The following is a 24,264-nucleotide window of genomic DNA, read 5'->3' on the forward strand; positions in this document are numbered from 1 at the left end:
GTTCGGCTTAGAGCATCACACCGCGACACGGCTCGGACAACGACCTTCCGCGTAAGACCGGCAGCGTGGCCGTCCCGGCGACCTCGCCGCTGCGGGAGGGCGTGCGGTTCAGCTTCCGGCGGCGGTGCGTTCGGCGAGGCGCTGGCGTTCGGCGGCGATGACCTGGCGGACGAGTTCGGCCTCGGACAGGTCGACCGCCTCGGGAGTGGAGTCGGCCAGGTCGCTGACCCGGGCGAAGTTGTCGAACAGCCGCTTCTTTCGCGCTAGCAGCTCGACGATCCGCTGGTCGACGCTGTCCTCGGACAGCAGCCGGTGGACCTGCACCGACTGCACCTGCCCCATCCGGTGCGCGCGGGCGATGGCCTGGGCCTCGCTCGTGGGCTTGAGCTGCGGCTCACAGATGACGACGACGGACGCGGACTGGATGTTGAGCCCGACGCCGCCGGCCACGATCTGGGCGACCAGGACGGCCCCGTGCTCGGCCGCCGAGAACTCGTCCACGATCTGCTGCCGCTGGTCCGCTGACACCGACCCCGTCAGGGGCCCGAACACCGGTCCCCGCAGCGACCGGGCGACCAGGTCCAGCACCTCCCTGAAGTAGGAGAACACGATGACCCGCCGCTCGTTCGCCTCCGCTTCGCGGACGATCTCGATGAGTCGCCGCACCTTCTGGGAGCGGGAACCCTGGAGCATGGCCGCCTGGCGCATCTCCATGAAGTTGGAACGCCGGACGGCGGTGCGATAGCGGTCGGCGTCGGCCGCGGACATGGGCAGCCAATCCTCGACCTCGATGAGCTCGGGGAGTTCGGTCAGTACGTCCTCCTGGTTCCGGCGCAGGTACGCGGGCGCGATCTGCCGTCGGAACGTCCGCGGCGACAGTCCCGTGGCGTCGACGACGAGGTCGGGACGGACGTACGACGCCAGGTTACGGAACTCGGCGACCCTGTTCTCCAGCGGCGTGCCGGTGAGGAGGATCGCGCGGTCGTAGCGCTCAATGAGGCGCTTCGTCCTGACCGTCCGCTGGGCCTCCGGGTTCTTGATGTAGTGCGCCTCGTCGACCACGACGCACGCCAGATCGCCGATCTGCGCCAGGGCCCGCTCCCACCACGCCAAGGTCTCGTATGTCGTGACGGCGACGCCACCATCGCGCCTCCAGGCGCGGGCCGCGCGGTTGCGCTCCGGCCCGTGCACCCGATGCGCCCGAAGCTTCGACTTGCCCGTCACTTCGCGGATCCAGTTGGTCACCACCGCCGCCGGGCAGATGACGAGGAAGTGCGTCTCGTCCCGGCTGCGCAGGTGGGCGAGTACGGCGAGGGCCTCCACGGACTTCCCGAGGCCCATCTCATCTCCGATGATCACCTTGCGCTGCACGAGCGCGAAGCGCGCCGCGAAGCTCTGGTAGCCGCGCAGTGACGCGGTCAGGTACTCGCCGCTGAGCGCCTGGTCGCGTACGGCCTTGACGATCTCCTCGGGGAGATCGCCGTGTACCGCGTCCTCGTCCTCGGTGAGGAACCCGAGCTCGGCGAGCATCGCGAAGTAGTCGGCGGGCCGGGCGAGGAAGTCCTCCCACGGGTCCGCGGCGACATCCTTCCGGCGGCCGGGTGAGGCGGAGGCGCCGAGCAGTTCGGCGCGCCGCTTGACGATGTCGATGCTCTCGCGCAGGTCCGCGACCGCGAGCGTTCCCGTCGGAATCACCAGGAGATGACTCGTCCTACGGCCGATCGCCGCCCGCAACGGCGCGAGCTCGGCCGCGCGCTCGAGGTCGGCCGCCGCGCCACGGGTCTGCCGGTACGCGTCCCATTCGGCGAGGCGGCGCAGCAGCTCGGTGGTCTCCGGGCGGCGGTCGTCGACGTCGATCCGTACGGGCATCTCGTCGTACGTCGTCTGCCAGATCGTCTGCGCGGCTCCGAGCATGTACCGTGCCGAGGTCTCCCCGACGCCTGAGAGCGTCTGGAGCGAGCCGTCCCGGTCCAGCACCTCCTGCACCGTACGGATGCCCGCCTGGGTGAGCGCGCCCAGCCGGAGGCGCTCACCGGTGGCCGCCTTCAACGCCTCGACCGACATCTCCTCCAGCATCCGCCGAACGTCGGCGGCCCGGACCTGCTGCCCCGCGTCGAGCGCGGCCGAACGGTACGAGGCCTCGCCCGCGACGGCGCGGTCGATGGTGCCCAGGGCCTCGGCCAGGCCGTCGACGGCGGACCGGTCGAGGAGCTCGGGCTTCGGACCGCTCGGCCCCGGCAGGAGGGAGAAGCGGAGGGCCGGGTCGAGCAGTGCCTCGAATCCGGAGTCCGCCCGGTCGACGGGTGCGGAGAAGACGCCGAGCTGCTCCAGGCGCTGCGGCGCGTCTGCCCCGATGACCGTCGGATGCCGGCTGCGCAGGAATTCAGCCGCCTCGTCGGCCGTCTGCTTCTTCGCCGAGCCGCTGAGGAAACGGCGTACGCCGAGCCCGCGGGCCACGTCCGCGAGAGCGCGAGGCACATCTTCGGTGAGCAGCCGTAGCAGGGACTGGTCGGCGGATGTCATCACCGGCAGGTTGGCGCGTTCCCGAAGATGCCGGACGATCCCGGTGTCGTCCTTGCCGAGCGGAACGACCCGCCAGGCGGACTCGCCCGTCCGGTCGATCACGAGGCTGCGGGCGAGCAGATCCTGCTCGACGCTGTCGGCGCTGTCCGAGATCGCCTGACGCCAGGACCGTACGTCGGTGGCTTGTTCACTCCATCGCCGGAAATCCGCTACAAGGTGACGAACCTGTTCGCGCTCTGTTCTGTCCATGCCTCGCTACGGAGATGGTCGACGGGTCAGCGTGAGCGATGGTAAACGAGAAGCCTGCGACGGGGAATGTGACCTCCAAGGCCACAAGCGGCGTCGACGTCGCGCTCATCAGCGATGTCGTGCTCGTTGATAGGACCTGAGGCAGGCCGTCGATCTGGAGGCGACGGGCGAGGCCCGAGGATCTCGTGTCCGGTGCCCGAGTGGCCGGGGTCGTACCCGGCAAGACGGCAGCAGCTTGTGCTTCGGCCAAACATCAGGCCGTCGGTGCCGTCCCCTCGCCTCCCTGCGGGTGGGGACCTCTACGTCACCCCAACGAGGTCCTCACCGGCAGGAACGCGGCTTCTCATTACCGGCTCGCCCTGGTGACCGTCAGCCCCGCCGGCGTCGCGCACATCAGGTCCGGTACATCGCCGTCCCCTTCGCCGGCGTCAACTTCGGTCGCCTCACCGCCATGGACATCCGCGCCGACTGGCCGGAGACCCGGGCCGTTGGCGCCGCCCCCTCCTGGAAGGAGGTTGATCGAGCGGAGGTCGATCGATGTCGCTCCCGTGAGATGTGCAAGTGCAGCGGAACGAGTGTCCTCCCGGCGTTTCGGTATGCCTGTGCGGCAAGATGCTGCCGAAACGTTCGCGCGATACCGCCCAGAACCATCAGAAGGACGAATTCTGTTATAAGAAGCGCAGTGCCCGATATTGGCGAGATGATCGTTAGATCCGGATAATCCGATGGGTGAAGAAAGCGTGGGTCGGGGTCACAGACGGGCCGTGGTATCGGTTCCTTGCCGAACGCCCGGAGCTGAGTGAGGTCAACTTCTGGCGGCCGTCCAGCAAGGTTGAGTTCAGGGCGCTCGGCCGAGGTGATCCGTTCTTCTTCAAGACCAAGGCGCCGCACAACCGGATCGTCGGTGGTGGATTCTTCAGCGGCTTCGAGCGGTTTCCCCTGTCGGAGGCGTGGGACCTGTTCGGCGAGGCCAATGGCGCGGCGAGCTTGGATGAGCTGCGGCAACGCCTCAACGCCAACCGGAGGGACAACCCGATCGCGGTCGGTGACGATCCGGTCATTGGATGCATCCTGGTCCGTGACGTGCGCTTCTTCCCGGCGGGGGAGGAGGCCGACCCGCCCCAGGACTTCGCGCGCAACCTCGTGCAGGGGAGGGGGTACGACCTCAAGGAACACCCAGAGGCCGCCTACCTCACTCGCCTGGCCGCTCGACTACTCGGATACGACGTCGAGATAGACGACTCGAAGCCATGGCATCTGCCCGGGCCTGTGCTGGGGGACCCTCGCCTGCAGCCTCGCCGCCTCGGGCAGGGCTCGTTCAAGACGGCCGTGCTCGAAGCGTACGGTCGGCGGTGCGCGATTACGGGCAGCCGAATCCGCCCGACCCTCCAGGCCGCGCACATCCTCCCGGTCAGTAAGGGTGGTCTGCACAGCCTGGACAACGGCCTGCTGCTGCGTGCGGACGTGCATGTCCTGTTCGACAAGGGCTACCTCAGCGTCGACCAGGACTACCGGCTCAAGGTCAGTCCACGGTTGCAGGCGGACTTCGAGGACGGCGAGGAGCTCTACGCGCGAGCCGGCCAGCCGATCGCCGTGCCCGAGCGCGCCGCCGACCGTCCCAATCGGGACTTCCTCGAATGGCACGAGACGTGCATCTTCAAGGCGTCACCACGGGGCTGATCATTTCTAGAGAAGTTCCCCCAGGTCAGGGCGACGATGGTCGCTTGTGTCAACCGATCTCGAGGGTTCGGCGTCTGATTCACATGAGACGGATCGAGTTGTTCTCGCGTTCGACGGTTGTCGATATCCGGCATTGAAGTTCCGTAGTTCGGCCGCGAGGGCTTCTCTCTGCTCCTGCCCTGGTATGTGCTCGAATCGACGGATTGTGGCCTCCGAATAACATTTCGAGGTCTAACTATCGACGATTCGCGCCTTTATCGGTAACTTGCGTGACGAAGTTGCTGCGGGCAGGAGAGTGTCGGGGCATCCTGGCGGACCGCAGGCGTGCGCGGGGTGCAAAGGGGAGTGCGTGGACGTCTTTCGGGTTCATGGGCAGCTCATCGACGACTACCGAGCGTTCACCTCCGGTGCCGTCAGCGTCAGGGACGAGAACATCGCCGCCAAGGTGCGCGAGGGTCTCGACGACGGCGAGCAGTGGCCCGACCCCTGGCTCTCCCTCAACCCGAGCTTCGCGAGCGGCGGAACGGTCTCGGATCTCGTCAAGGCCGACGTGCTCCACCCCGAATGCGAGCGGATCTTCCGCAGGGACAAGCCCGAGGACTCCCTCGACGGCGAGCCGATGGAGCTTTACCAGCACCAGCGCGACGCGATCGAGGCCGCCCGTACGCGGGAGAGCTACGTCCTGACGACCGGCACCGGATCGGGCAAGTCGCTCGCCTACGTCGTCCCCATCGTCGATCGAGTGCTGCGCGAGCGCGGCCAGGGCATCCACGGCGGCGTCAAGGCGATCATCGTCTACCCGATGAACGCGCTGGCCAACAGCCAGCGAGAGGAGCTGGCCAAGTACCTGCGTCACGGCTACGGGCAGGGGCGCGAGCCCGTACGGTTCGCCCGCTACACCGGCCAGGAGACGGAGGCCGAGCGCCGGGACATCCTCGACGACCCGCCGGACATCCTCCTGACGAACTACATGATGCTCGAGCTGATGCTGACGCGTCCGCGCGAGCGGAAGGGCCTGATCCGGGCGGCCGCGGGCCTGCGCTTTCTCGTGCTCGACGAGCTGCACACCTACCGTGGCCGGCAGGGCGCCGACGTGGCCATGCTGGTGCGCCGGGTCCGCGACGCGTGTGAGGCTCCCGACCTGCAGTGCGTCGGCACGTCCGCGACCATGGCCAGCGGCGGCAGCAGCGAGGACCAGCGACGCGACGTCGCCGACGTCGCGAGCAAGGTGTTCGGCGTCCCGATCGAGCCGGACCGGGTCATCGGCGAGACGCTGCGGCGGGCCACGGAGGACGGCCGGCATGACCCGGCGGAGCTGGCGGCCAAGGTCGCCGAGCCGACGTCCAAGGCGACGTACGACGAGCTGACCCGCGACCCCCTCGCCCGGTGGATCGAGTCGACCTTCGGCCTGGACACCGAGAAGGGCACCGGCCGACTCATCCGCCGTCGTCCCACGACCATCCGGCGGGCTGCCGCCGACCTCGCGGCGCTCACCGGACGGGACGAGGGCGACTGCGGCGATGCGATCAAGACGACGCTCCGAGCGGGCGCCGAGGCCCTGCATCCCCAGAAGAATCGCGCGCTGTTCGCCTTCCGACTGCACCAGTTCCTGTCCAAGGGGGAGACGGTCTACGTCTCGCTCGAATCGGAGGGCACGCGGCACATCACCCGCGACTACCAGCTGTGGGTCCCGGGCGAGCCGGAGAAGCTGCTGCTTCCGCTGGCCTTCTGCCGCCAGTGCGGCCAGGAGTACCTGTCGGTGGCGCGGGACGACAGCGGCGGCCGCCCGCGCATCCGGCACCGCCGTGACGAGGACGGTGAGGCCGGGTACCTCTACATCTCCGAGGGCGCCCCGTGGCCGGACAGCCTGGCCCAGGTCCTGGCGGAGCAGCGGCTGCCCGACTCCTGGCTTACCGTCGACTCCGGCGGCAACCCCGAGGTGCTCTCCTCCCGGCGTAAGTACGTGCCGCAGGTCCTGAACGTCCTGCCCGACGGGACGATCCTCGACCGCGATCTCGGCGGCACCGGCGGCGTACGGGCGGCGTTCATCCCGACGCCGTTCGGCTTCTGCCTGAGCTGCGGCGTCGCGTACGACCAGATGCGCGGCAACGACTTCGGCAAGCTGGCCCGGCTCGACCAGGAGGGCCGCAGCTCGGCCGTGTCGGTGCTGAGCGGCAGCGTCGTCCGCAGCCTCCAGGAGATGCCGCCGGAGGAGCTGAGCGAGAACGCCCGCAAGCTGCTGACCTTCGTCGACAACCGGCAGGACGCCAGCCTGCAGGCCGGCCACTTCAACGACTTCGCGCAGGTTGCCCAGTTGCGCGGCGCCCTCTACCGGGCCGCCGTCGCGGCCGGCGACGAGGGCCTGCACCATGAGAACGTCGCCCAGGCGGTGGCCGCCCAGCTCGGCCTCGGCCACGCCGACTACGCGGCCAACCCCGAAGAGCTGACGACGCAGCGCAGGCGCACGGACAAGGCGCTTCGGGACGTCGTCGCGTACCGGCTGTACGTCGACCTGGAGCGCGGCTGGCGGGTCACCATGCCCAACCTGGAGCAGACCGGCCTGATCAGCATCGACTACGCCGACCTCGACGAGCTGGCCGCGATCGAGAACGTGTGGGACGGCACGTACGGTCCGCTGCGTACCGCTGACGCCGAGCTGCGCGCGGAGCTGACGCGGATTTTGCTCGACGAGATGCGGCGGGTCCTGGCCATCGACGTCGACTGCCTCACCGACCTGGGGTTCGAGGAGATGAGCCGGCTGTCGCGGCAGCTGAAGGACCCGTGGGCGCTCGCCGAGCGGGAGAAGATGGCGCCGGTCGGCACGGCGTTCGCCCGGTCCGGCCGGGCCGGCGGCAGCCGCAGCGAGCTGAACCTGTCGGGCCGCAGCAGGTTCGGCCGCTACCTGCGCCGACAGGGGCGCTTCCCCGCCTGGACCGACCGGGTCGACACCGACGACGCGCAGCGGATCATCTCCGACCTGCTGAAGGTCCTGGCCGTGCACGGGCTGGCCGCTGAGGTCGTTCAGCCCCGGGACGGCGGCGCACCCGGTTACCGCATCAACGCTGCGGCGATCGTCTGGCGGGCGGGCGGCGGAGAGTACGGCGTGGCCGATCCGCTGCGCTGGCAGTTCAATGGCACCGACAACCGCCCGCGCGTGAACCCGTTCTTCCGGAACCTCTACCGGAACCGGTCGAGGGGCTTCGCCGGCCTGTTCGCCCGCGAGCACACCGCACAGGTGCCCGGTCCGGTCCGGCAGGATCGCGAACGGGCGTTCCGCGACGCGAAGCTGCCGCTGCTGTACTGCTCGCCGACGATGGAGCTCGGCGTCGACATCGCCGGCCTCAACGCCGTGACGATGCGGAACGTCCCACCGACGCCCGCGAACTACGCGCAGCGCAGCGGCCGGGCCGGCCGGTCCGGGCAGGCGGCCCTCGTCACCACGTACTGCGCCAGTGGCAACAGTCACGACCGGTACTACTTCCGGCGCTCGGACGAGATGGTGGCCGGTGCGGTGGCCCCACCGCGGCTCGACCTGAGCAACGAGGACCTGATCCGCTCGCACGTTCACGCCATCTGGCTCGCGGAGACCGACCTGCCGCTGGGCCGGGCGATGCCCGAACTGATCGACCTGTCCGACGAGCGGAAGCTGGCCCTGCACGGCCACGTCCGGGACCAGCTCCGCGACTCGCAGGCCCAGGACCGAGCCCTGCGCCGCGCGCAGCGGATGCTCGCCGGCCTGGAGGAGATGCTCGACGAGGAGACCTCCTGGTGGGACGACGAGTGGCTGGAACGGGTCGTACGGTCGGCGCCCGGCGCGTTCGACGCCGCCTGCGAGCGGTGGCGTGACCTCTATCGGAAGGCCAAGACCGAGCGCGAGACCCAGCACCTGCGCGCCGACGACTACACCCTCACGACGGAGGCCAGGAACCGCGCCAAGCGCCGCCGCGCCGAGGCCGAGACCCAGCTCCGGCTGCTGCGCAACGAGCAGGACGGCGAGATCCTCTCGGACTTCAACCCGTACCGCTATCTCGCCTCCGAGGGCTTCCTGCCCGGCTACTCGTTCCCGAGGTTGCCACTCGCCGCGTACATCCCCGGGCGCGGCGGCCTGAAGGCCGACCGGGACGGCGAGTACCTGCAGCGTTCCCGCTTCATCGCGATCCGGGAGTTCGGCCCCGGCGCGCTGATCTACCACGAGGGCAGCACGTTCCAGGTCCGGCGCGTGCAGGTGCCGACCGAGGCCAGCGGCGAGGTCGCGACGGGCGAGGCGCGCCGGTGCGGCAACTGCGGTTACCACCACACGCCCGAACCCGGCCTGGACCGCTGCGAGATGTGCGACATGCCGCTACCCACGGCGGTCAGCGGGTTGATGCAGTTGCACACCGTCTTCACCGAGCGGCGCGAGCGCATTTCGTCCGACGAGGAGGAGCGCCGCAGGGCAGGGTTCGAGCTGGAGACGTCCTACCGCTTCCAGGACCACGGCCGGCGGAAGGGACGCCTGGACGCCGTCGCGGCCGACGAGGACGGCCGCGTCGCCAAGCTGAGCTACGGCGACAGCGCCACGGTCCGCGTCGCCAACCTCGGATACCGCCGGGGCCGGAACCCCGAGACGGGATTCTGGCTGGACACGGTCAACGGCCGCTGGCTCCCGTCGCGGGACCCCAAGAAGCCCACGCCGGGCACCGAGATCACCGACGAGGAGACCGGCCTGGCCGAGGGCGAGACCGAGGATACGCAACGACGCCAGCGCGTCATCCCGTACGTCGAGGACCGCCGTAACATCCTGGTGCTGACCCTCGCCGAGCCGGTCCCGGTGGAGGTCGCGACGTCGCTGCAGTACGCGCTGGAACGCGGCATCGAGGCGGTCTTCCAGCTCGAGGACTCGGAGCTGAACAGCGAGCCGCTGCCGCCCGACGTCGGCCCCGACCGGATGCGCATGCTGTTCATCGAGAGCGCCGAGGGCGGCGCCGGCGTGCTGCGGCGCCTCCAGGCCGAGCCGGGGGAGCTGGCGCGGGTCGCGCGGGAGGCCCTGCGCATCGCGCACTTCGACCCCGACACCGGCGCGGACCTCGGCGGCCCGCTCATCCGCACCCGCTGCGAGCGCGGCTGCTACGACTGCCTGCTGTCGTTCGGGAATCAGGGCGTCCACCACCTGATCGACCGGCGTACGGTCCGCGACCTGCTGCTTCGCCTGGCGGCCGGCCGTGTCCGGCGCAAGGAGGAGGCCGAGCAGCTGATCGAGAAGGCCGACAGCCGCCTGGAGGGCGAGCTCATCACCTGGCTGAGCAGGCGCGGCTACCGGCTGCCCACCGAGCAGCAGGTGCTGGTCACCGAGGCCGTCGCCCAGCCCGACTACGTCTACCGGCTCCCCGGTGCCAAGGTCGCGGTCTTCGTCGACGGCCCGGCGCACACCGGCCCGGTTGCCGCCCGCGACGCGGAGGCCGAGGAGCGGCTGATCGACGCGGGCTGGCACGTCATCCGCTTCCGCCATGACGACGACTGGCTTCGCGTCGTCCAGGAGAACCGCAGCATCTTCGGGCCCGGCGAGAACTGAGCCGCGGCGACCCCCCGAGAGGACACGTCAACTCATGAGCACCCACGCGCCGGAAGCCGTCCGATACGCCCCCGGTGCACTGGTACGCGCCCGAGGACGCGAATGGGTCGTGCAGCCCGGTTCGGACGCCGACCTGCTGGTGCTGCGCCCGCTGGGCGGTGCCAAGGACGACCTGGTCGGCGTGCTCCCGGCGCTGGAGAAGGTCGAGCCGGCCAGCTTCCCGCCGCCCACTGCCGACGACCTGGGTGACCAGTCGTCCGCCGGGCTGCTGCGTTCGGCACTGCGCATCGGCTTCCGCTCCGGCGCGGGCCCGTTCCGCTCCCTGGCGCAGCTCGCCGTGGACCCCCGCTCGTACCAGTTCGTGCCGCTGCTGATGGCGTTGCGGCAGGAGACCGTACGGCTGCTGATCGCCGACGACGTCGGCATCGGTAAGACCATCGAGTCCGGGCTGATCGCCGCGGAGCTGTTGGCCCAGGGCGAGGCGACCGGCCTGGCCGTGCTGTGCAGCCCGGCGCTGGCCGAGCAGTGGCAGGGGGAGCTGCGCGCGAAGTTCGGCATCGAGACCGAGCTGGTGCTGGCCTCCACCGTACGGCGGCTGGAACGCTCCCTCGACGTCGGCGAGTCGCTGTTCGACCGATACCCGAACGTCATCGTCTCCACCGACTACATCAAGAACCCGAAGCACAGTGACGAGTTCGTCCGGCACTGCCCGGACCTGGTGATCGTCGACGAGGCGCACACCTGCGTTCCCGCCGCCTCGACCGGTGGCCGCGACGGCAGGCAACTCCGCTACAAGCTGGTCAAAGAGATCGCCACGAAGCAGACGGCCGACGGCCGGGACCGCCATCTGGTGCTGGTGACCGCGACCCCGCACAGCGGCAAGGACGAGTCGTTCCGCACCCTCCTCGGCCTGCTCGACCCGGAGCTGGAGACCGTCGAGCTGGACACCGAGGCCGGCCGTCGGCGGCTCGCCCGGCACTTCGTCCAGCGCCGCCGCGCCGACATCCGCACCTTCATCGGCGAGGAGACCCCGTTCCCCAAGGACCGCAAGAGCCTTGAGGTCTCCTACAAGCTGTCCACCGACTACCGGAAGCTGTTCGAAGCGGTCCTGGACTACGCCCGGGAACAGGCGCTCGACGAGAGCGACGGCGTCGTACGGCAGCGGGTCCGCTGGTGGTCGGCGCTGGCGCTGCTGCGCTCCCTGGCGTCGTCGCCGCGCGCCGCCGCGCAGACCCTCCGCACCCGCGCGGCGAACCTGGAGGCGACCTCGAAGGAGGAGGCCGACACGCTCGGCCGCGCCGCCGTCCTGGACCTCACCGACGACGACTCGACCCAGGTCGTCGACGCCGCACCCGGCGCGGACACCGAGGACGGCTCCGGCGGCGCCCCGCAGCAGCGGCTGCGCCGGCTGGCCAAGCAGGCCGATGCCCTGGAGGGCAAGGCCGACAGGAAGCTCACCGAGCTGACGACCATCGTCAAGGACCTGCTCAAAAAGGGCTACAACCCGATCGTCTTCTGCCGCTTCATCCCCACCGCCGAATACGTCGCCGAGCACCTGGCCGCCGCGCTCGGCAAGAACACCGCCGTCGCCGCCGTCACCGGAACGCTGTCCCCGGCGCAACGCGAGTCCCGCGTCCAGCGCCTGGTCTCCGGCGCCACCGCTGACGACATCGAGGATCGGGAGCCGCCGGAGCGCCGAGTGCTGGTGGCGACCGACTGCCTGTCGGAGGGCGTCAACCTCCAAGAGGGCTTCGACGCCGTCATCCACTACGACTTGGCCTGGAACCCGACCCGCCACGAGCAGCGGGAGGGCCGCGTCGACCGGTACGGCCAGCGCCGCGACGTCGTCCGCGCCGTCACCCTGTACGGCGCGGACAACCAGATCGACGGCATCGTCTTGGACGTCCTGATCCGCAAGCACGCCGAGATCCGCAAGGCCACCGGCGTGTCCGTCGCGGTCCTCGACGAGTCCGACAGCGTGGTCAACGCCGTCCTCGAAGGGCTGCTGCTGCGCCGCGAGGACGCCGAACAGCTCACCCTCGACTTCGGCGTCACCTCCCGGCGCGACGACCTGCACGCCGAGTGGGTCAGCGCCGCCGAACGCGAGAAGGCGTCCCGGGCCCGCTTCGCTCAGCACGCCATCCGCGCCGAGGACGTGGCCCGCGAGGTCGCCGAGGTCCGCGCCGTGCTCGGCTCCGGCGCGGAGGTCACCGAGTTCACCGAGACGGCCCTGGTCAAGCTGCGCGGGCAGATCGCCCCCGCGGCCGACGGCGGCTTCACCGCCGACACCGCCGGCCTGCCGTCCGCGCTGCTCAGCGGCCTGGAGGCCGTGCTCGGCGCCAAGCACGCGCGCACCATCGCCTTCCGCCCGCTCCCACCGGTCAAACGCGGCGAGGCCGCGCTCGTCCGTACGGACGCGGCCGTCGGCACGGTCGCGCGGTTCGTCCTGGACGCCGCCCTCGACCCGAAACTGGACGGCTGGCAGCGTCCGGCCCGCCGCAGCGGCGTCATCCGTACGAGGTCCGTGCCCAAGCGCACCACCCTGCTGCTGGTCCGCTATCGCTTCCACCTGTACCTGCCGACCCGCGACGGCGGACGCCGCCAGCAGATCGCCGAGGACGCCCGCGTGCTCGCCTTCCGCGGCAGCCCCGCCAACGCCGAATGGCTCACCGAGGACGAGGCCCTGGCCCTGCTCGAGGCACGAGCCGACGAGAACACCGCGCCGGAGTTCGCCCGGTCCACCGCCACCCGCGTCCTGGACGGCCTGGACGCCATCCGCCCCCACCTGGAGCAGTACGGCGCCGACCTCGCCGACGCCCTGCGCGCGTCGCACGCGCGGGTCCGCGAGGCAGTCGGCGCGATCCGGCGCGGCCTGCGCGTCGAAGCCGAACCCGACGCCGACGTCCTCGGCCTGTACGTCTACCTGCCGATCACCGGAGAGGTCTCCCGATGAGCCGCACCAGCACCCTCCCCGTCGGCGTCGCCTCCGTCGGCGGCCTGCTCCCCGAAGAGACGCTGCGCCGCCTGTCCACCGGCAACAGCCTGTCCGGCACCGCGCCCGCCGCCTACCACCTCGGCAAGGACGAGACCGTCGTCGACGCGGCCGAACGCGCCTGGACGTACCTGCGCGGCCGGTACGCGTCGTTCAAGGACCAGCTTGCCAAGCTCCCCGAGGACGACCCGGCGATCGGCGTCACCCGGGAGTACTGGCTGGGCCGGCTGTTCCAGGAGCTCGGCTTCGGCCGCCTGCCGCACACCCCCGCCGGGGGACTGACCAGCGACGACGGCGAGAAGCAGTTCGCCATCAGCCACCAGTGGCAGCACGTCCCGATCCACCAGCTCGGCTGGGGCGTCGCCCTCGACAAGCGCACCAAGGGCGTGCCGGGAGCGGCCGACTCGGCCCCGCAGTCGCTGGTGCAGGAGTACCTCAACCGCAGCGACGCCGCCCTGTGGGGCATCGTCACCAACGGCAGGCTGCTGCGGGTACTGCGCGACTCCAGCGCGCTCGCCGGCTCCGCGTACGTCGAGTTCGACCTGGAGGCCATCTTCGAGGGCGAGGCGTTCGACGCCTTCCTACTGCTGTATCGCGTCGCCCACGTCTCCCGCTTCGAAACCCAGGGCGAGGACGCCGGCCCGGCGTCCTGCTGGCTGGAGAAGTGGCGCCAGGAGGCCATCGACTCCGGCGTTCGCGTCCTGGAAGAGCTCCGGAAGACGGTCAAGACGGCGATCGAGACCCTCGGCACCGGCTTCATCCAGCACCCGGACAACGAAGAGCTGCGCAAGGCACTGGAGGACCGCCAGTACGACGAGGTCACGCCCGAGACCCTGCACCGGGCACTGCTGCGCACGGTCTACCGGCTGCTGTTCCTGTTCGTCGCCGAGGATCGCGAGGTCCTGCTCGACCCGGCGGCCTCCCAGGAGGCTCATGACCGGTATGCCACGTACTTCTCCACCGAGCGGCTGCGCCGCCTCGCCGCCCGCCGCCACGGCGGCCGGCACTCCGACGAATGGCAGGCGCTAACCCTCATCCTGGACGGCCTCGGCCAGGAATGCGGCCGCCCCGAGCTGGGTCTCCCCGCCCTCGGCGGCATCTTCGAACTCACCGGCGCGGACACCGCCCTGCACGGCTGCTCCCTCGCCAACGAGCACCTGTTCACGGCCGTACGGTCGCTGTCGCGGGTGCGCGATGAGAAGGCCCGCCGCATCCGCCGCGTCGACTTCAAGCACCTCGGTGCCGAGGAACTCGGCTCGGTGTACGAGTGGCTGCTGTCGTACGTCCCCAAGTACGACCCGGCAGAGCGGACGTTCAGCCTGCGGGAGCTCGGCGGCAACGAGCGCAAGACCAGCGGCTCCTACTACACGCCCAGTTCCCTCATCGATGTGCTGCTCGACTCCGCCCTCGAACCGGTCATCGACGACGCGGTGAAGTCCGGCCGTACGGTCGAGGAGCAGGAGCGCGCACTGCTCGCGCTGACCATCTGCGACCCGGCCTGCGGCTCCGGCCACTTCCTCGTCGCCGCCGCTCGCCGCATCGCCAAGCGACTGGCCTTCGTCCGGACCGGTGACCCCGAGCCCTCGAACGAAGAGGTCCGCCGCGCGCTGCGCGAGGTCGTCACCCGCTGCATTTACGGCGTCGACATCAACCCGATGGCCATTGAGCTGGCGAAGGTCTCCCTCTGGCTGGAGGCGTTGGAGCCGGGCAAGCCGCTCGGCTTCCTTGACGCCCACCTCAAGGTCGGCAACGCCCTGCTCGGAACCACACCGGCATTGCTACTTAAGGGCATTCCAGACGCAGCGTATAAGCCGCTCATCGGTGACGACAAGAAAATCGTCAATCAGCTTCGAAAAGAGAACACCACTGAGCGTTCCGGTCAGATCGAGCTTGAAGTCTCACTCTTCGATGGGCCGGTGGTGCCGGTCGACACTACGGACCTAGCTTCCCAGGTAGGAGAGCTCGACCGGATGTCCTCGGCATCGCTGGCCGACATTCATAAGCAGGCCTGCCGTTATACGGCGCTTCAAGAATCACCCGACCTAGCCGTTCGCAAGCGCGTCGCCGACGCCTGGTGCGCTGCGTTCGTCTGGCCCAGATTCCCGGCCGCCCCCCGCTCCGTCACCACTGCCACTCTTCAGATCTTCGGAGGAGACGAGGAGGCTGCCAAGCTGTACCCCCGGGCAATCCCCACCGAGGACACCGAGGCGAAGGTGCGGGAACTGGCCGAGCGGTACGCCTTCTTCCATTGGTACCTGGAGTTCCCAACGATCTTCCGGGTCGGAGACGATGCCGCTGATGACGCCAACCCATACACCGGCTGGCAAGGTGGCTTTTCCTGCGTGCTGGGGAACCCTCCATGGGAGCGAGTGAAGCTCCAAGAGCAAGAGTTCTTCGCCGCCCGCGACGAAAAAATTGCCAAGGCGCGTAACGCTGCTGCTCGCAAAAGGCTGATTGAAGCTCTGGCCGGGAGCGAAGAGCCCACGGACCGTGCGCTGTATGCCGACTTCCACAGCGAGCTGCGTAAGGCAGCTGGAATGAGCCATCTATTGCGCTCATCTGGTCGTTATCCGCTGACGGGCCAGGGTGACGTAAACACCTACTCGGTGTTCGCCGAGACGGGGCGTACGGTCACCGGCCCGAACGGGCGTAGCGGCTTGGTGTTGCCTACCGGAATCGCCACTGATGCCACTACCGCACCCTTCTTCAGTGATCTGGTGCGGTGCAGCAGTTTGGCTTCTCTCCTCGAGTTCGAGAATGAAGAATTCCTGCTGAGCAGAGCTGTGCACCACTCTGTACGGTTTTGCCTTCTGACGGTCGGCGGCCGAGAGGTGAAGGTACCTGAGGCCGACTTCGCTTTCGGCTCTCGAAAAATTTCCGATATCGAGGCCCGCCGGTTCGTTATGCCTCCAGAGGACATCCTGCTCCTCAATCCCAATACTGGGACTGCGCCGCTGTTCCGCTCGCGTAGGGATGCGCAGATCACGCTCGGCATCTACCGTCGTGTTCCGGTTCTATGGCGGGATATCCCTAGCAGTAATCCGTGGAATCTGTCGTTTATGAGGATGTTCGATATGGCGAACGACTCCGGTCTATTCCATACCCGGGAGGAGCTGGAGTCCGCTGGGTGGACGTTCCGGGGAAATTGCTTCATTCGTTATGGCGAGACGATGCTCCCGCTATACGAGGCGAAAATGGTATATCACTTCGACCATCGTCTCGGAACGTACGAAGGGCAGACTCGGGCTCAGGCCAACATGGGCACGCTGCCGAGGCTTACTTTGACCCAAAAGCGAGACCCATACTTTCGTATTCTGTCTCGCTACTGGGTCGCCGAAGCAGAGGTTCGTGAGCGTCTTAAGGATTCTTGGCCCCATGGCTGGCTCCTCGGTTGGCGGGATGTCGCCCGGAGCACTGATGAACGCTCCATGATTTGTGATGTTATTCCTCGTGTGGCCGTGGGGCATAAGTTCCCCCTACTGTTCGCTACCTATGGCGGATGGCGCCTGGCTGCTAACCTTAGCTCTTTGGCGTTTGACTATGTAGCTCGGCAAAAGTTGGCTGGTACGTCAATGAGCTACTTTATTCTTAAGCAATTGCCTGCTCTTCCGCCGAAGATTTATGAAGAGTGGGCGATATGGGGCAAGTCGGAAACCCTTGGCGACTGGATCGACGCGCGCGTCCTGGAACTTACTTATACGGCATGGGATATGAGGCCGTTCGCGCGAGATTTGTCGGACGATTATCCGCCGTTCATATGGGATGAGGAGCGCCGTCTCCATATCAGATCCGAGTTGGAGGCTGCTTACTTCCACCTGTATCAGGTGGGCCGGGATGACGTCGGCTTCATTATGGACACCTTTGGCGCCTTTCGGCGGAACGATCCGGAACGCTTCCAGCGGACGAAGGCATTGATCTTGAATACCTATGACGCGATAGCGCAAGCGATCCGTACCGGCGAGCCATATCGAAGCATCCTCGACCCGCATCCCGGCCATGGACCGCGGCATCCGACACCGGTTGACGTGTAACGGAACGGAGTGTCACGATCACGGATGGTCTCGAGGGGGGTTCCTTGTGAGCTGTACGGGCAGTGGCTTAATCTTCTGGACACGTTTGTTCTGTAACTCGAACGCTTGGCTTGGTGACGCTTGCCACCTCAACGCAGGAGGCGTTCGGCTCGCTCCAACGGGACTTGCGCCAATCGGCGTTGCTGCTGGTCATATCTCGGTCCTACACGCTGATGATCTGGTCGGCAAGCTCACTGAGGAACGAAAGTGTCTTTACCTCTGAGAGTGCAGCACTTCGTACGAACTCATACCTGCGGATGTGGCGCGCTACCTCCTTGGTCTCGGTATAGAAGAGGTCTGCGGATACGGTTTCTGTAACCGCCATGGTCGGATCGCTCTCGTCGGTGAAGTCGAAGATGATCAATTGGCTCCTCGGCATCAGCCTTGGAACCATGCCTGTGACCATCGGGAATACCTTCACGATTACTCGTGGTTGAGTTTCCGCGACCTTGATGATGTGGTGGAGCTGGGTGTACATCACGTCGGGTGGAACGCTGAAGCGGCGGAGGCCAACCTCGTCGAGGATGACTTCGTACTCCGGGCCGTCAGGTCGGAGGACAGTGCGCTGGCGCTGAAACCGTGCTTCGACGAGGCGTTCGGGGATATAGGTGATCGGGCCTTCGGCCTTGGCATGCTCGATCAGCGCCCAGGTGTAGTCCGGGGTCTGGAGGAGGCCGGGCATCGCGCCGGGCTGGTACTCGCGGATCGTCTTCGCGCCCGACTCGATGTCGGCGTAGAGCCGCTGCCGGTCGCCCATCGCGTCGCCGTACGAGTCCCACCAGCCGCGTTCGGCGGCGTCGCGGGCGATCTTGACGATCTCGTGCCACTTCTCGCCGGTGACTCCTAACACGTCGAGGATCTTCATTACCTCGGCGAGGTCAGGGCGGATGTGCGCGTTTTCCAGCTTCGAGATCTTCATGCGCGACTGATGGATCTGGCAGGCGAGCTGGTCGGCCGTCATACCGTGTTGTTCGCGGATCGTACGGAGTTCCGCGGCGAGTCGCCGGCGGCGCACGAACGGGCTGCTCATCCTCGACCTCCCGAGGGCCGTCGATCACCTGACTGTCGGGTCCGATTACAGCAGGTGTTGTTCGAACACGCTCCGGAATCGGCGGACATCGACGCAGGTGAGCGCACGAGTACCGTGCCGCACCCGAACGTTCGGCCGCCTGATGTTCCGGTAGGGAGCTTGCGGGAGGAAGAGGTTCCGCAACAGCGCGTGCGAATCGCGGATCCCCGCATCGAGGCTCGGTGACTGGCTGTACGAGGCCGAGCAGCCGGTGTGAACTTACGGCGACCGGACGGAGCCATGGTGGCCTGTCCTTCGAATCGCTGGTGAGGATCGCATGGTTGCGGGCACGGCGGGGACGGGCCGTTGGAGCGGGCGATGGCTCACGAGTCGCGTGCGCGTCCAGGCCGTCGGCGTGCCACGGCGCGTACACCCGTCGTCGTCCCTCCCCGTGGACGCGTGCGCTGATCCGTGCGTCGGCTGCGCGCATCCGTCGCTGGTGGCTGTCACGGTGTTCGGCGACGTCAACGCGCCGCACTGCGCCGCGTGCTGGCCGATGGTCGCGAAGCTGATCGAAGCGCGCGGTGATCGCCTTTCCTGCACCGAGGCCGCTCGCTCCGTACTCGTCGGCCGTCGCGGCGAGGGCGACCATCCGCCCTGCACGCGCGACCTCGACCCCGAAGCGCCGGGCCGGCGGAGCTGTGCCGAGGGTGATCCCGATCAGGCCCGCGTGCGCCCGCGGCCACCTACGACTTCAAGGGAGCCGATGTCGTTGCCTGCCGCCGCTGTCGCCTCCGACGAGCCTTTCACGCCCATGTACTGGCGTCGCACCTTCTCCGGCGAACCGATCCAGGTCGGGGCCGCCCGAGCATTCGTCGCCTATCTGCTGGCCGGATTCCCGCCGCTGGACGATGTGCTCCTCGTCTTGGGGGAACTCGCCGTCAACGCCATCCGGCACACCGGATCCGGGCGTCCCGGCGGCACGTTCACCGTGGCGGTTCACCGCGACGCCGCGGGGGTGTTCGTCAGCGTCACCGACCAGGGCGCCCCCACCGAGCCTCGCGTCCAGCCCCTTGCCGATGCCACCGACCCGATCGGTCTCGCCGAGTGCGGTCGTGGTCTGCTCACCGTCACGACCCTTGCCACCGCCTGGTTCTGGAGCGGCACTCCCTGCTCCCGCACCGTGCACGCGACCTTCGCCGTGCCGCGCCTCCGCCACGACCCCACGTAAGCCCCTCCTCGTAAGCGGTGGACCAGTCACCCGTCGGCAGGCGCGCGAGAGAACGGCGGGAAGGCTTCTGCGTCCAAGGGCCGACCCGTCGTTCCTCTTCAGGTGGTCGGCGGGATCGTTCGACGCCGTGACCGCCCGTGCGAATCGACGAGTCGTCACTCGCTGGTGAGAGCTACCGGCCCGCACGCGCGCGCTCCGCCCACTGCCGAACCCTTGGGATCCGGAGAGTTCACACTTTGAGCGCACGATGGTGCGCGATGGCGAGCTATCCAGGCTCCGCGCTAGCTTGTTCTCGCCGGACGAGGATGGCAGGGGAGCGGATTCGATGGTAGACGCAAGCGACAGGCGCTTGTCAAAAGCCGAGATCGCCAAAGCGGCAGGTGTCGGCAGACCGGCTGTGAACAACTGGGAGAAACGGCATGCCGACTTCCCCCGGGCGGTCGATGAGGGAGACCGGTACGAGGTCGAAGCGCTGGCGCGGTGGCTCATGCACCGAAGAATTCCGGCGAACGCGCTACGGCCCGGTGAGCCCGCCGGCACCACCTTCGGCGATCGGTTCGCCAGGAGCCTCGGTCTCATACCACAGTCGGAGAACCCGGAACACGGGCAGACGTCCGCGCAGGCGACGATGCGCTCCGCCGCCGGCTCGGCGTGGGAGCCGCCCCCGGATCTCCTGCAGAACCTGGAGAAGTGGCGCGGTGAGGGAGACCCGGAGTCGTACGAAGAACTGCTGCTCGTGCTGCTCCACCTGCGCCGCCACGACCCGGGGCGCTGGGCGTCGTTGGCGCGGGCGGCCGGCCAGGAGGCGCCCCCCTTCGGGACGGTCCTGGCGCAGGCCCTCGGTGCGCATCAGCGGCGGTACCCCGTCGTCCGTGACGCCCTGCGGAACGTCCGGCTGAGAATCTGGACGGATCGGCAACTCGCCCAGGTCGTGCAGATCCTCGACGGCGTCTGCGCCGACGAGCGCCGGGACGTGCCGCCGACCATGACACGGGCGGCCGTCGTGTGCCGTGCCCTCCTCGACGGGTTCGCCACGGACGATCGCGTACGCGGCGGCGAGTTCCACACGCCGGAGTGCGTCGTCGAGCTGGCGGTCCGCCTGCTCGCCCCCGAGCCCGGAGACCACGTCTACGATCCGGCCTGCGGAGACGGCGCGTTCCTAACCGGCGCCGCCGCACACGTCGAGGAACGGGGTGAGGCGTCGCAGAAGCTCTCGTTCAGCGGGCAGACGATGAGCGTGCGGTCGCTGCGCATGGCCGCCCTCAACTCGGCGATTCACGACCTGACGAGGGACACGGAGCTCCGGCGGGGCGGCGCACTGCGCGAGGACCCTTCTCGTACCGGGAACTTCGACGTCATCGTCGCCAATCCGCCGTTCAACATGCGCGACTGGAGCCGGGGCGATCCGAAGGACGATCCGCGGTGGCGGCGATTCGGGCCCCCGCCCCGGCACAACGCCAACTACGGCTGGCTGCAGCACGCCGTCGCGAAGCTGTCCCCGCGCGGACGGGCCGCCGTGCTGATGCCGAACACCGCGGCGGTCTCCGCCAACACCCAGGAGTACGGCATCCGCCAGAAGATGGTCGAAAAGGGTGTCGTGGACTGCGTCATCATGCTGCCCGAACAGCTCTTCCGGTCCACGCCCGTGCCCGTGACGCTCTGGCTGCTGCGGAACCGCCCTCCGGGCGACTCCGGCCACGTCCTGTTCATCGACGCCAGAACGCTGGGCGCCAAGGTCGATCGCAAACACCGCGCCCTGCGGCCGGAGGACATCGACAGGATCGCCGGAGCGTACGAGGAATGGCGGCGGACCGGTCCGGCGTACGGCGGCGATGAGGGGTTCGCCGCCGTCGCCTCGGCGGAGACCATCAAGGACCTGGCGTGCAGCCTCGCGGCCAGCAGGTACGTCACCGCCGAGCCGAGCGCCGACCCGGACGCCGAGGAGAAGACGCGCCGGCTCCACGAGCGACTGGGGGACCTGCATCGCCGGGCGGCCGAGGTGGACGCCCTCGTCGACGACCTGGTGAGCGAGGTGCTCCGATGAAGACCCTGATCGGGGACGTGCCCGACGACTGGAATACGGACCTGCTCGGGAAGTACTGCGAGGTGAAGGCCGGGCCGTCCGGCGGAGCGCCCGGTGCCCCGCCGAGGCCGGGCACCGGCGAAGCCCGCATACCGCTGATCGCCCCCAAGGACATCGGCGAAGGCCGGATCGTCGCGGACGACATCACGTACGTCTCCGAGAAGACGGCCGTACAGCTGAGAAATTACCGCCTCGAACCCGGAGACGTCGTCGGCGTCCGAACGGCCGGCATCGGCAAGTACGCGCTCATCGGCGTGGAGCACGCGGGCTGGTTGTTCAACACGGCGTGCCTGCGAATCCGCCCGAACCAGAATGACGTGCATCCCGGCTACCTCCTGCACTACCTGCGGAACCCGCTCGTACGGGAATGGATCGCGCAGAACTCGCTGAACTCGACCATCTACAGCATCAACACCGAGACGATCCGGCAGATGCCCCTCGTCCTGCCCCCCGTGCCCGTACAAGAGGCGATCGGCGGCGTCCTGAGCGCGCTCGACGAGAAGGCGGCCCTCCACGCGGAGATCAGCCGCCGTACCGGGGAGCTGCGCGACCAGCTGTCGCCGTTGCTCCTCACCGGTGCGCTGCCGAAGCCGTACGAGGCGCGGCTGAGGGGCGACCGATGACGGCGGCGACGGTGCTCACGGGCCTGACCACCCTGATGGCGTCCCAGGGCCTGCCCGCGGTGATCAAAGCCGCCGCCATCGGCGTCGTCGCGGTCACCGCCGCACGCGCGAAAAAGCGGCGGCGCCGGCGGGACGCCCAGGAGACCCTCAGGATCCTGGTGTCGCCGGAACCGGACGGAAAGCCGTCGTCGCGTGGACGCAAACGGGCCAAGGAGGTGCGGTAGCGGCCGCCCCGACGGGAGGGAAGGCCGGTACGCCCCGGGGCGGGCAGAGGAGATCCTGAGTGATGGGTGCCTCGACGGTGCCCACACGGCCCGATGCCGAGGGCTGACCGGCCGGCCTACTCCGGGGCGTCGGGCGGCCACCGGTTCGTGGGATCAGGGGAGCTGCCGCAGGGCGGGATGACGGGCGTACGGGTGCGAGATTGCGGACCTCACGTCGGCAGCACTCGGAACAGTTCGAGGTGTTGCAGCTCGGTGCGGCGGCCACTGCGTCTGAGGCTGCCGGTCGCGCGGATCTCGAGGTCCTGACCGTGGGCGCGCAAGGCGCGATCGTAGTCATCGGCCGGTAGCTGCACCCAGACCTGCCGTTGCAGATCGCCCCGTTCGGTGCTGACCCGGCCACGGACCACCGCCCACCCGAGCTGGTCGGGGCCCTCCCGTCGGAGTCCCTGAATCCGGCCGTGCAACATGGCGCGCTCAGTGGTCTCTTTTCGCCCCAGATCGTCGGCGGCGTGCCTGAGCATGGTGATCTGATCCGCCTCGAAGCGGATGGGGTCGGTGGGGAGATTCATCGGCTCGTCCCCGGCCCAGGCGAACCGCATCTCGACGGGTTGATCACGATCGGTGCCACCCAGCCGGGCCAGCGCGCGGCACAGCGTCTTCGATATCCCTTGTTCGACGCGTTCGGCGAACGGCGACAGATCGGCGATCTCGTCGGCCTCCGCTGCGGCCGCCTGGGTGGTGAGCAGCATCTCCCGCAGCTTGACCGAGGCTCGGCGTTCGAACGGAGTCGCGGGGAAGAGCGTGTCGTTTCGTGGCAGCTCGATGTGGGTGGCGATGACGAAACTGCCCGGCCCGGTGGTGACGAGCGTGCGCGCCGGGAACTCCTCGACGATCTTCGGCTTCCGGCGAGGCAGGACGAGCTCTCCGCGGCGGGTCTCCTCGGCGTACGCGGCGGCGATGAGCAGCTCGCGTACGCCCTGGAAGGCCTCGGCGGCGTCGGCGGCCGAGATCATGCCTGATGGTGCGTCGGGGAACGTCCGAATGTACTGCCGGTCGACGTACGAGGCGGTCACGCTGTGAATGATCTGCGACTCGGGACGGGACTCGGCTTCGGCGAGCGTACGGATCACGTCGTTGACCCGCTGCGGATAGTCGCGGAACCGCGACGAGACCGGGACGATCACTTCGAGTTCGTCCGGCTCGAGGGCCCAGATCGTCGCGCGGCCGTTCAGGTCCCCGACCAGCCGCCACCCGGACGTACGCAGGTAGCGCTCGATGTCGTCAGGCGTGAGGCGCTCCAGCTCGGTGCGGCTCGCGGTCACGACGGCTCCCCACCAGGGTCGGCGGCGTTCACCAGTGTACGAAGCGAATCTACGGTCAGCAGATTGGCCTTGGGAATATCGACCCGCTTCTTCGCGTCCTTTTTCGCGTCGACGACCGGACCGTCCTTCGCCAGCGAATGCCAGTACACGCTCTTGCGCAGCAGCAGGCCGTCCGGGTGCAGGCTGACATAGTGGCGCGGCTCCGACGGGACGATGACCAGGAACAGGTAGGTCGGGAAGGTCGTGTCCGGGTCGGCGAGGGCGTTGAAGTGCGGGACCTTGAGGTAGTGGCGCCAGTGCGTGGCGTCCCCGGCCGCGATCGAGTCGGACTTCACCTGCACGTTGATCGGCGTCGACCGCGCGCCACGGCGCCCGCCGACGCGATCGGGCCACAGGCAGAAGTCGATGCCGTCGAGGTCGGGCTCCGGTTTGGCGAGCCTCAGGCCGGCGGCGGCGCTCAGCACCCGGACGAGGGCCTCCGCGTAGCCGCCCTGGTGATTGTTTCGGTCCACCGTCTCCTGGGATGCCTCTCCGCGCGTCGGCTCATCCGGCTCTAGCGTCCTACGGTTAATCCACCTCTTAACGCGACGTCAAGGCGAAGTCACTTGATCATCGTGGATCGGTCGGACCCATATGGCCTTTTTGTTAGTGGCCGGATATGGGCATCGGGGGGCGGAAGGGGTGATTTGTCGGCGCGCTGCGCTGAA

General features: G+C 68.5%; 13 protein-coding genes. 8 read left to right on the forward strand and 5 right to left on the reverse strand.

Annotated elements, in window-relative coordinates; translation table 11 throughout:
- Positions 1–108: 108 nt before the first annotated feature.
- Positions 109–2,772: a DEAD/DEAH box helicase gene (locus AB0K82_RS05030; RefSeq protein ID WP_364392860.1), complete on the reverse strand. Its 2,664-nt coding sequence runs from the start codon at positions 2,770–2,772 to the stop codon at positions 109–111.
- A gap of 729 nt (positions 2,773–3,501) precedes the next feature.
- Between AB0K82_RS05030 and AB0K82_RS05035 the strand changes: the two genes are divergently transcribed.
- The 4 genes from AB0K82_RS05035 to AB0K82_RS05050 all read left to right on the forward strand — a co-directional run bounded on the left by AB0K82_RS05035 (position 3,502) and on the right by AB0K82_RS05050 (position 17,026).
- Entirely contained in the window at positions 3,502–4,452 is a 951-nt protein-coding gene (locus tag AB0K82_RS05035; protein ID WP_364392861.1) for an HNH endonuclease, read from the forward strand.
- 349 nt (positions 4,453–4,801) lie between these two features.
- Positions 4,802–10,003 carry a DEAD/DEAH box helicase gene (locus AB0K82_RS05040; RefSeq protein WP_364392863.1) on the forward strand — a complete coding sequence of 1,734 codons (5,202 nt, stop codon included), beginning with the start codon at positions 4,802–4,804 and terminating at the stop codon, positions 10,001–10,003.
- 34 nt (positions 10,004–10,037) lie between these two features.
- Positions 10,038–12,956 (forward strand): helicase-related protein, encoded by a 2,919-nt coding sequence (locus AB0K82_RS05045; protein WP_364392864.1) that lies wholly within the window; start codon positions 10,038–10,040, stop codon positions 12,954–12,956.
- Positions 12,953–17,026: an N-6 DNA methylase gene (locus AB0K82_RS05050; RefSeq protein ID WP_364392866.1), complete on the forward strand. Its 4,074-nt coding sequence runs from the start codon at positions 12,953–12,955 to the stop codon at positions 17,024–17,026. Before AB0K82_RS05045 ends, AB0K82_RS05050 begins: the two co-directional genes overlap by 4 nt.
- 67 nt (positions 17,027–17,093) lie before the next feature.
- Here the strand turns inward: AB0K82_RS05050 and AB0K82_RS05055 are convergent, their stop codons facing one another.
- Together AB0K82_RS05055 and AB0K82_RS05060 are read right to left on the reverse strand one after the other, a co-directional pair.
- On the reverse strand, positions 17,094–17,219 hold the full coding sequence (locus AB0K82_RS05055) for a DUF397 domain-containing protein (RefSeq protein ID WP_364392870.1): 126 nt from the start codon (positions 17,217–17,219) through the stop codon (positions 17,094–17,096).
- A 9-nt stretch (positions 17,220–17,228) separates the two neighbouring features.
- A complete protein-coding gene (locus AB0K82_RS05060; protein ID WP_364392872.1) occupies positions 17,229–18,095 on the reverse strand; it encodes a helix-turn-helix transcriptional regulator in 867 nt (288 codons plus the stop codon).
- Between the two features lie 478 nt (positions 18,096–18,573).
- Here AB0K82_RS05060 and AB0K82_RS05065 point away from each other — a divergent pair, with 478 nt between their 5' ends.
- The 4 genes from AB0K82_RS05065 to AB0K82_RS05080 all read left to right on the forward strand — a co-directional run bounded on the left by AB0K82_RS05065 (position 18,574) and on the right by AB0K82_RS05080 (position 22,235).
- A complete protein-coding gene (locus AB0K82_RS05065; protein ID WP_364392873.1) occupies positions 18,574–19,305 on the forward strand; it encodes an ATP-binding protein in 732 nt (243 codons plus the stop codon).
- A 397-nt stretch (positions 19,306–19,702) separates the two neighbouring features.
- Positions 19,703–21,349 carry an N-6 DNA methylase gene (locus AB0K82_RS05070; RefSeq protein ID WP_364392874.1) on the forward strand — a complete coding sequence of 549 codons (1,647 nt, stop codon included), beginning with the start codon at positions 19,703–19,705 and terminating at the stop codon, positions 21,347–21,349.
- Complete coding sequence (locus AB0K82_RS05075) at positions 21,346–22,011, forward strand: restriction endonuclease subunit S (protein WP_364392876.1); 666 nt, start codon at positions 21,346–21,348, stop codon at positions 22,009–22,011. The genes AB0K82_RS05070 and AB0K82_RS05075 overlap by 4 nt, the downstream gene beginning before the upstream one ends.
- Positions 22,008–22,235, forward strand: coding sequence for a hypothetical protein (locus tag AB0K82_RS05080; protein ID WP_364392878.1), 228 nt, complete (start codon positions 22,008–22,010; stop codon positions 22,233–22,235). The genes AB0K82_RS05075 and AB0K82_RS05080 overlap by 4 nt, the downstream gene beginning before the upstream one ends.
- Before the next feature lie 209 nt (positions 22,236–22,444).
- On the opposite strand, the gene AB0K82_RS05085 is transcribed toward AB0K82_RS05080, so the two are convergent.
- A complete protein-coding gene (locus tag AB0K82_RS05085; protein ID WP_364392880.1) occupies positions 22,445–23,557 on the reverse strand; it encodes a hypothetical protein in 1,113 nt (370 codons plus the stop codon).
- A complete protein-coding gene (locus tag AB0K82_RS05090; RefSeq protein ID WP_364392881.1) occupies positions 23,554–24,069 on the reverse strand; it encodes a DUF4365 domain-containing protein in 516 nt (171 codons plus the stop codon). Before AB0K82_RS05090 ends, AB0K82_RS05085 begins: the two co-directional genes overlap by 4 nt.
- Between the last annotated feature and the right edge of the window lie 195 nt (positions 24,070–24,264).

The organism is Actinoallomurus sp. NPDC052274 (genome assembly GCF_040679475.1).
GTDB classification, from domain to species: Bacteria; Actinomycetota; Actinomycetes; order Streptosporangiales; family Streptosporangiaceae; genus Actinoallomurus; species Actinoallomurus liliacearum.

Excerpts from the sequence above, each read along its gene's own strand:
- AB0K82_RS05075 (WP_364392876.1), top strand. The coding sequence starts at position 21,346 with ATGAAGACCCTGATCGGGGACGTGCCCGACGACTGGAATACGGACCTG.
- AB0K82_RS05030 (WP_364392860.1), bottom strand. The coding sequence starts at position 2,772 with ATGGACAGAACAGAGCGCGAACAGGTTCGTCACCTTGTAGCGGATTTC.
- AB0K82_RS05080 (WP_364392878.1), top strand. The coding sequence starts at position 22,008 with ATGACGGCGGCGACGGTGCTCACGGGCCTGACCACCCTGATGGCGTCC.
- AB0K82_RS05060 (WP_364392872.1), bottom strand. The coding sequence starts at position 18,095 with ATGAGCAGCCCGTTCGTGCGCCGCCGGCGACTCGCCGCGGAACTCCGT.
- AB0K82_RS05050 (WP_364392866.1), top strand. The coding sequence starts at position 12,953 with ATGAGCCGCACCAGCACCCTCCCCGTCGGCGTCGCCTCCGTCGGCGGC.
- AB0K82_RS05045 (WP_364392864.1), top strand. The coding sequence starts at position 10,038 with ATGAGCACCCACGCGCCGGAAGCCGTCCGATACGCCCCCGGTGCACTG.
- AB0K82_RS05055 (WP_364392870.1), bottom strand. The coding sequence starts at position 17,219 with ATGACCAGCAGCAACGCCGATTGGCGCAAGTCCCGTTGGAGCGAGCCG.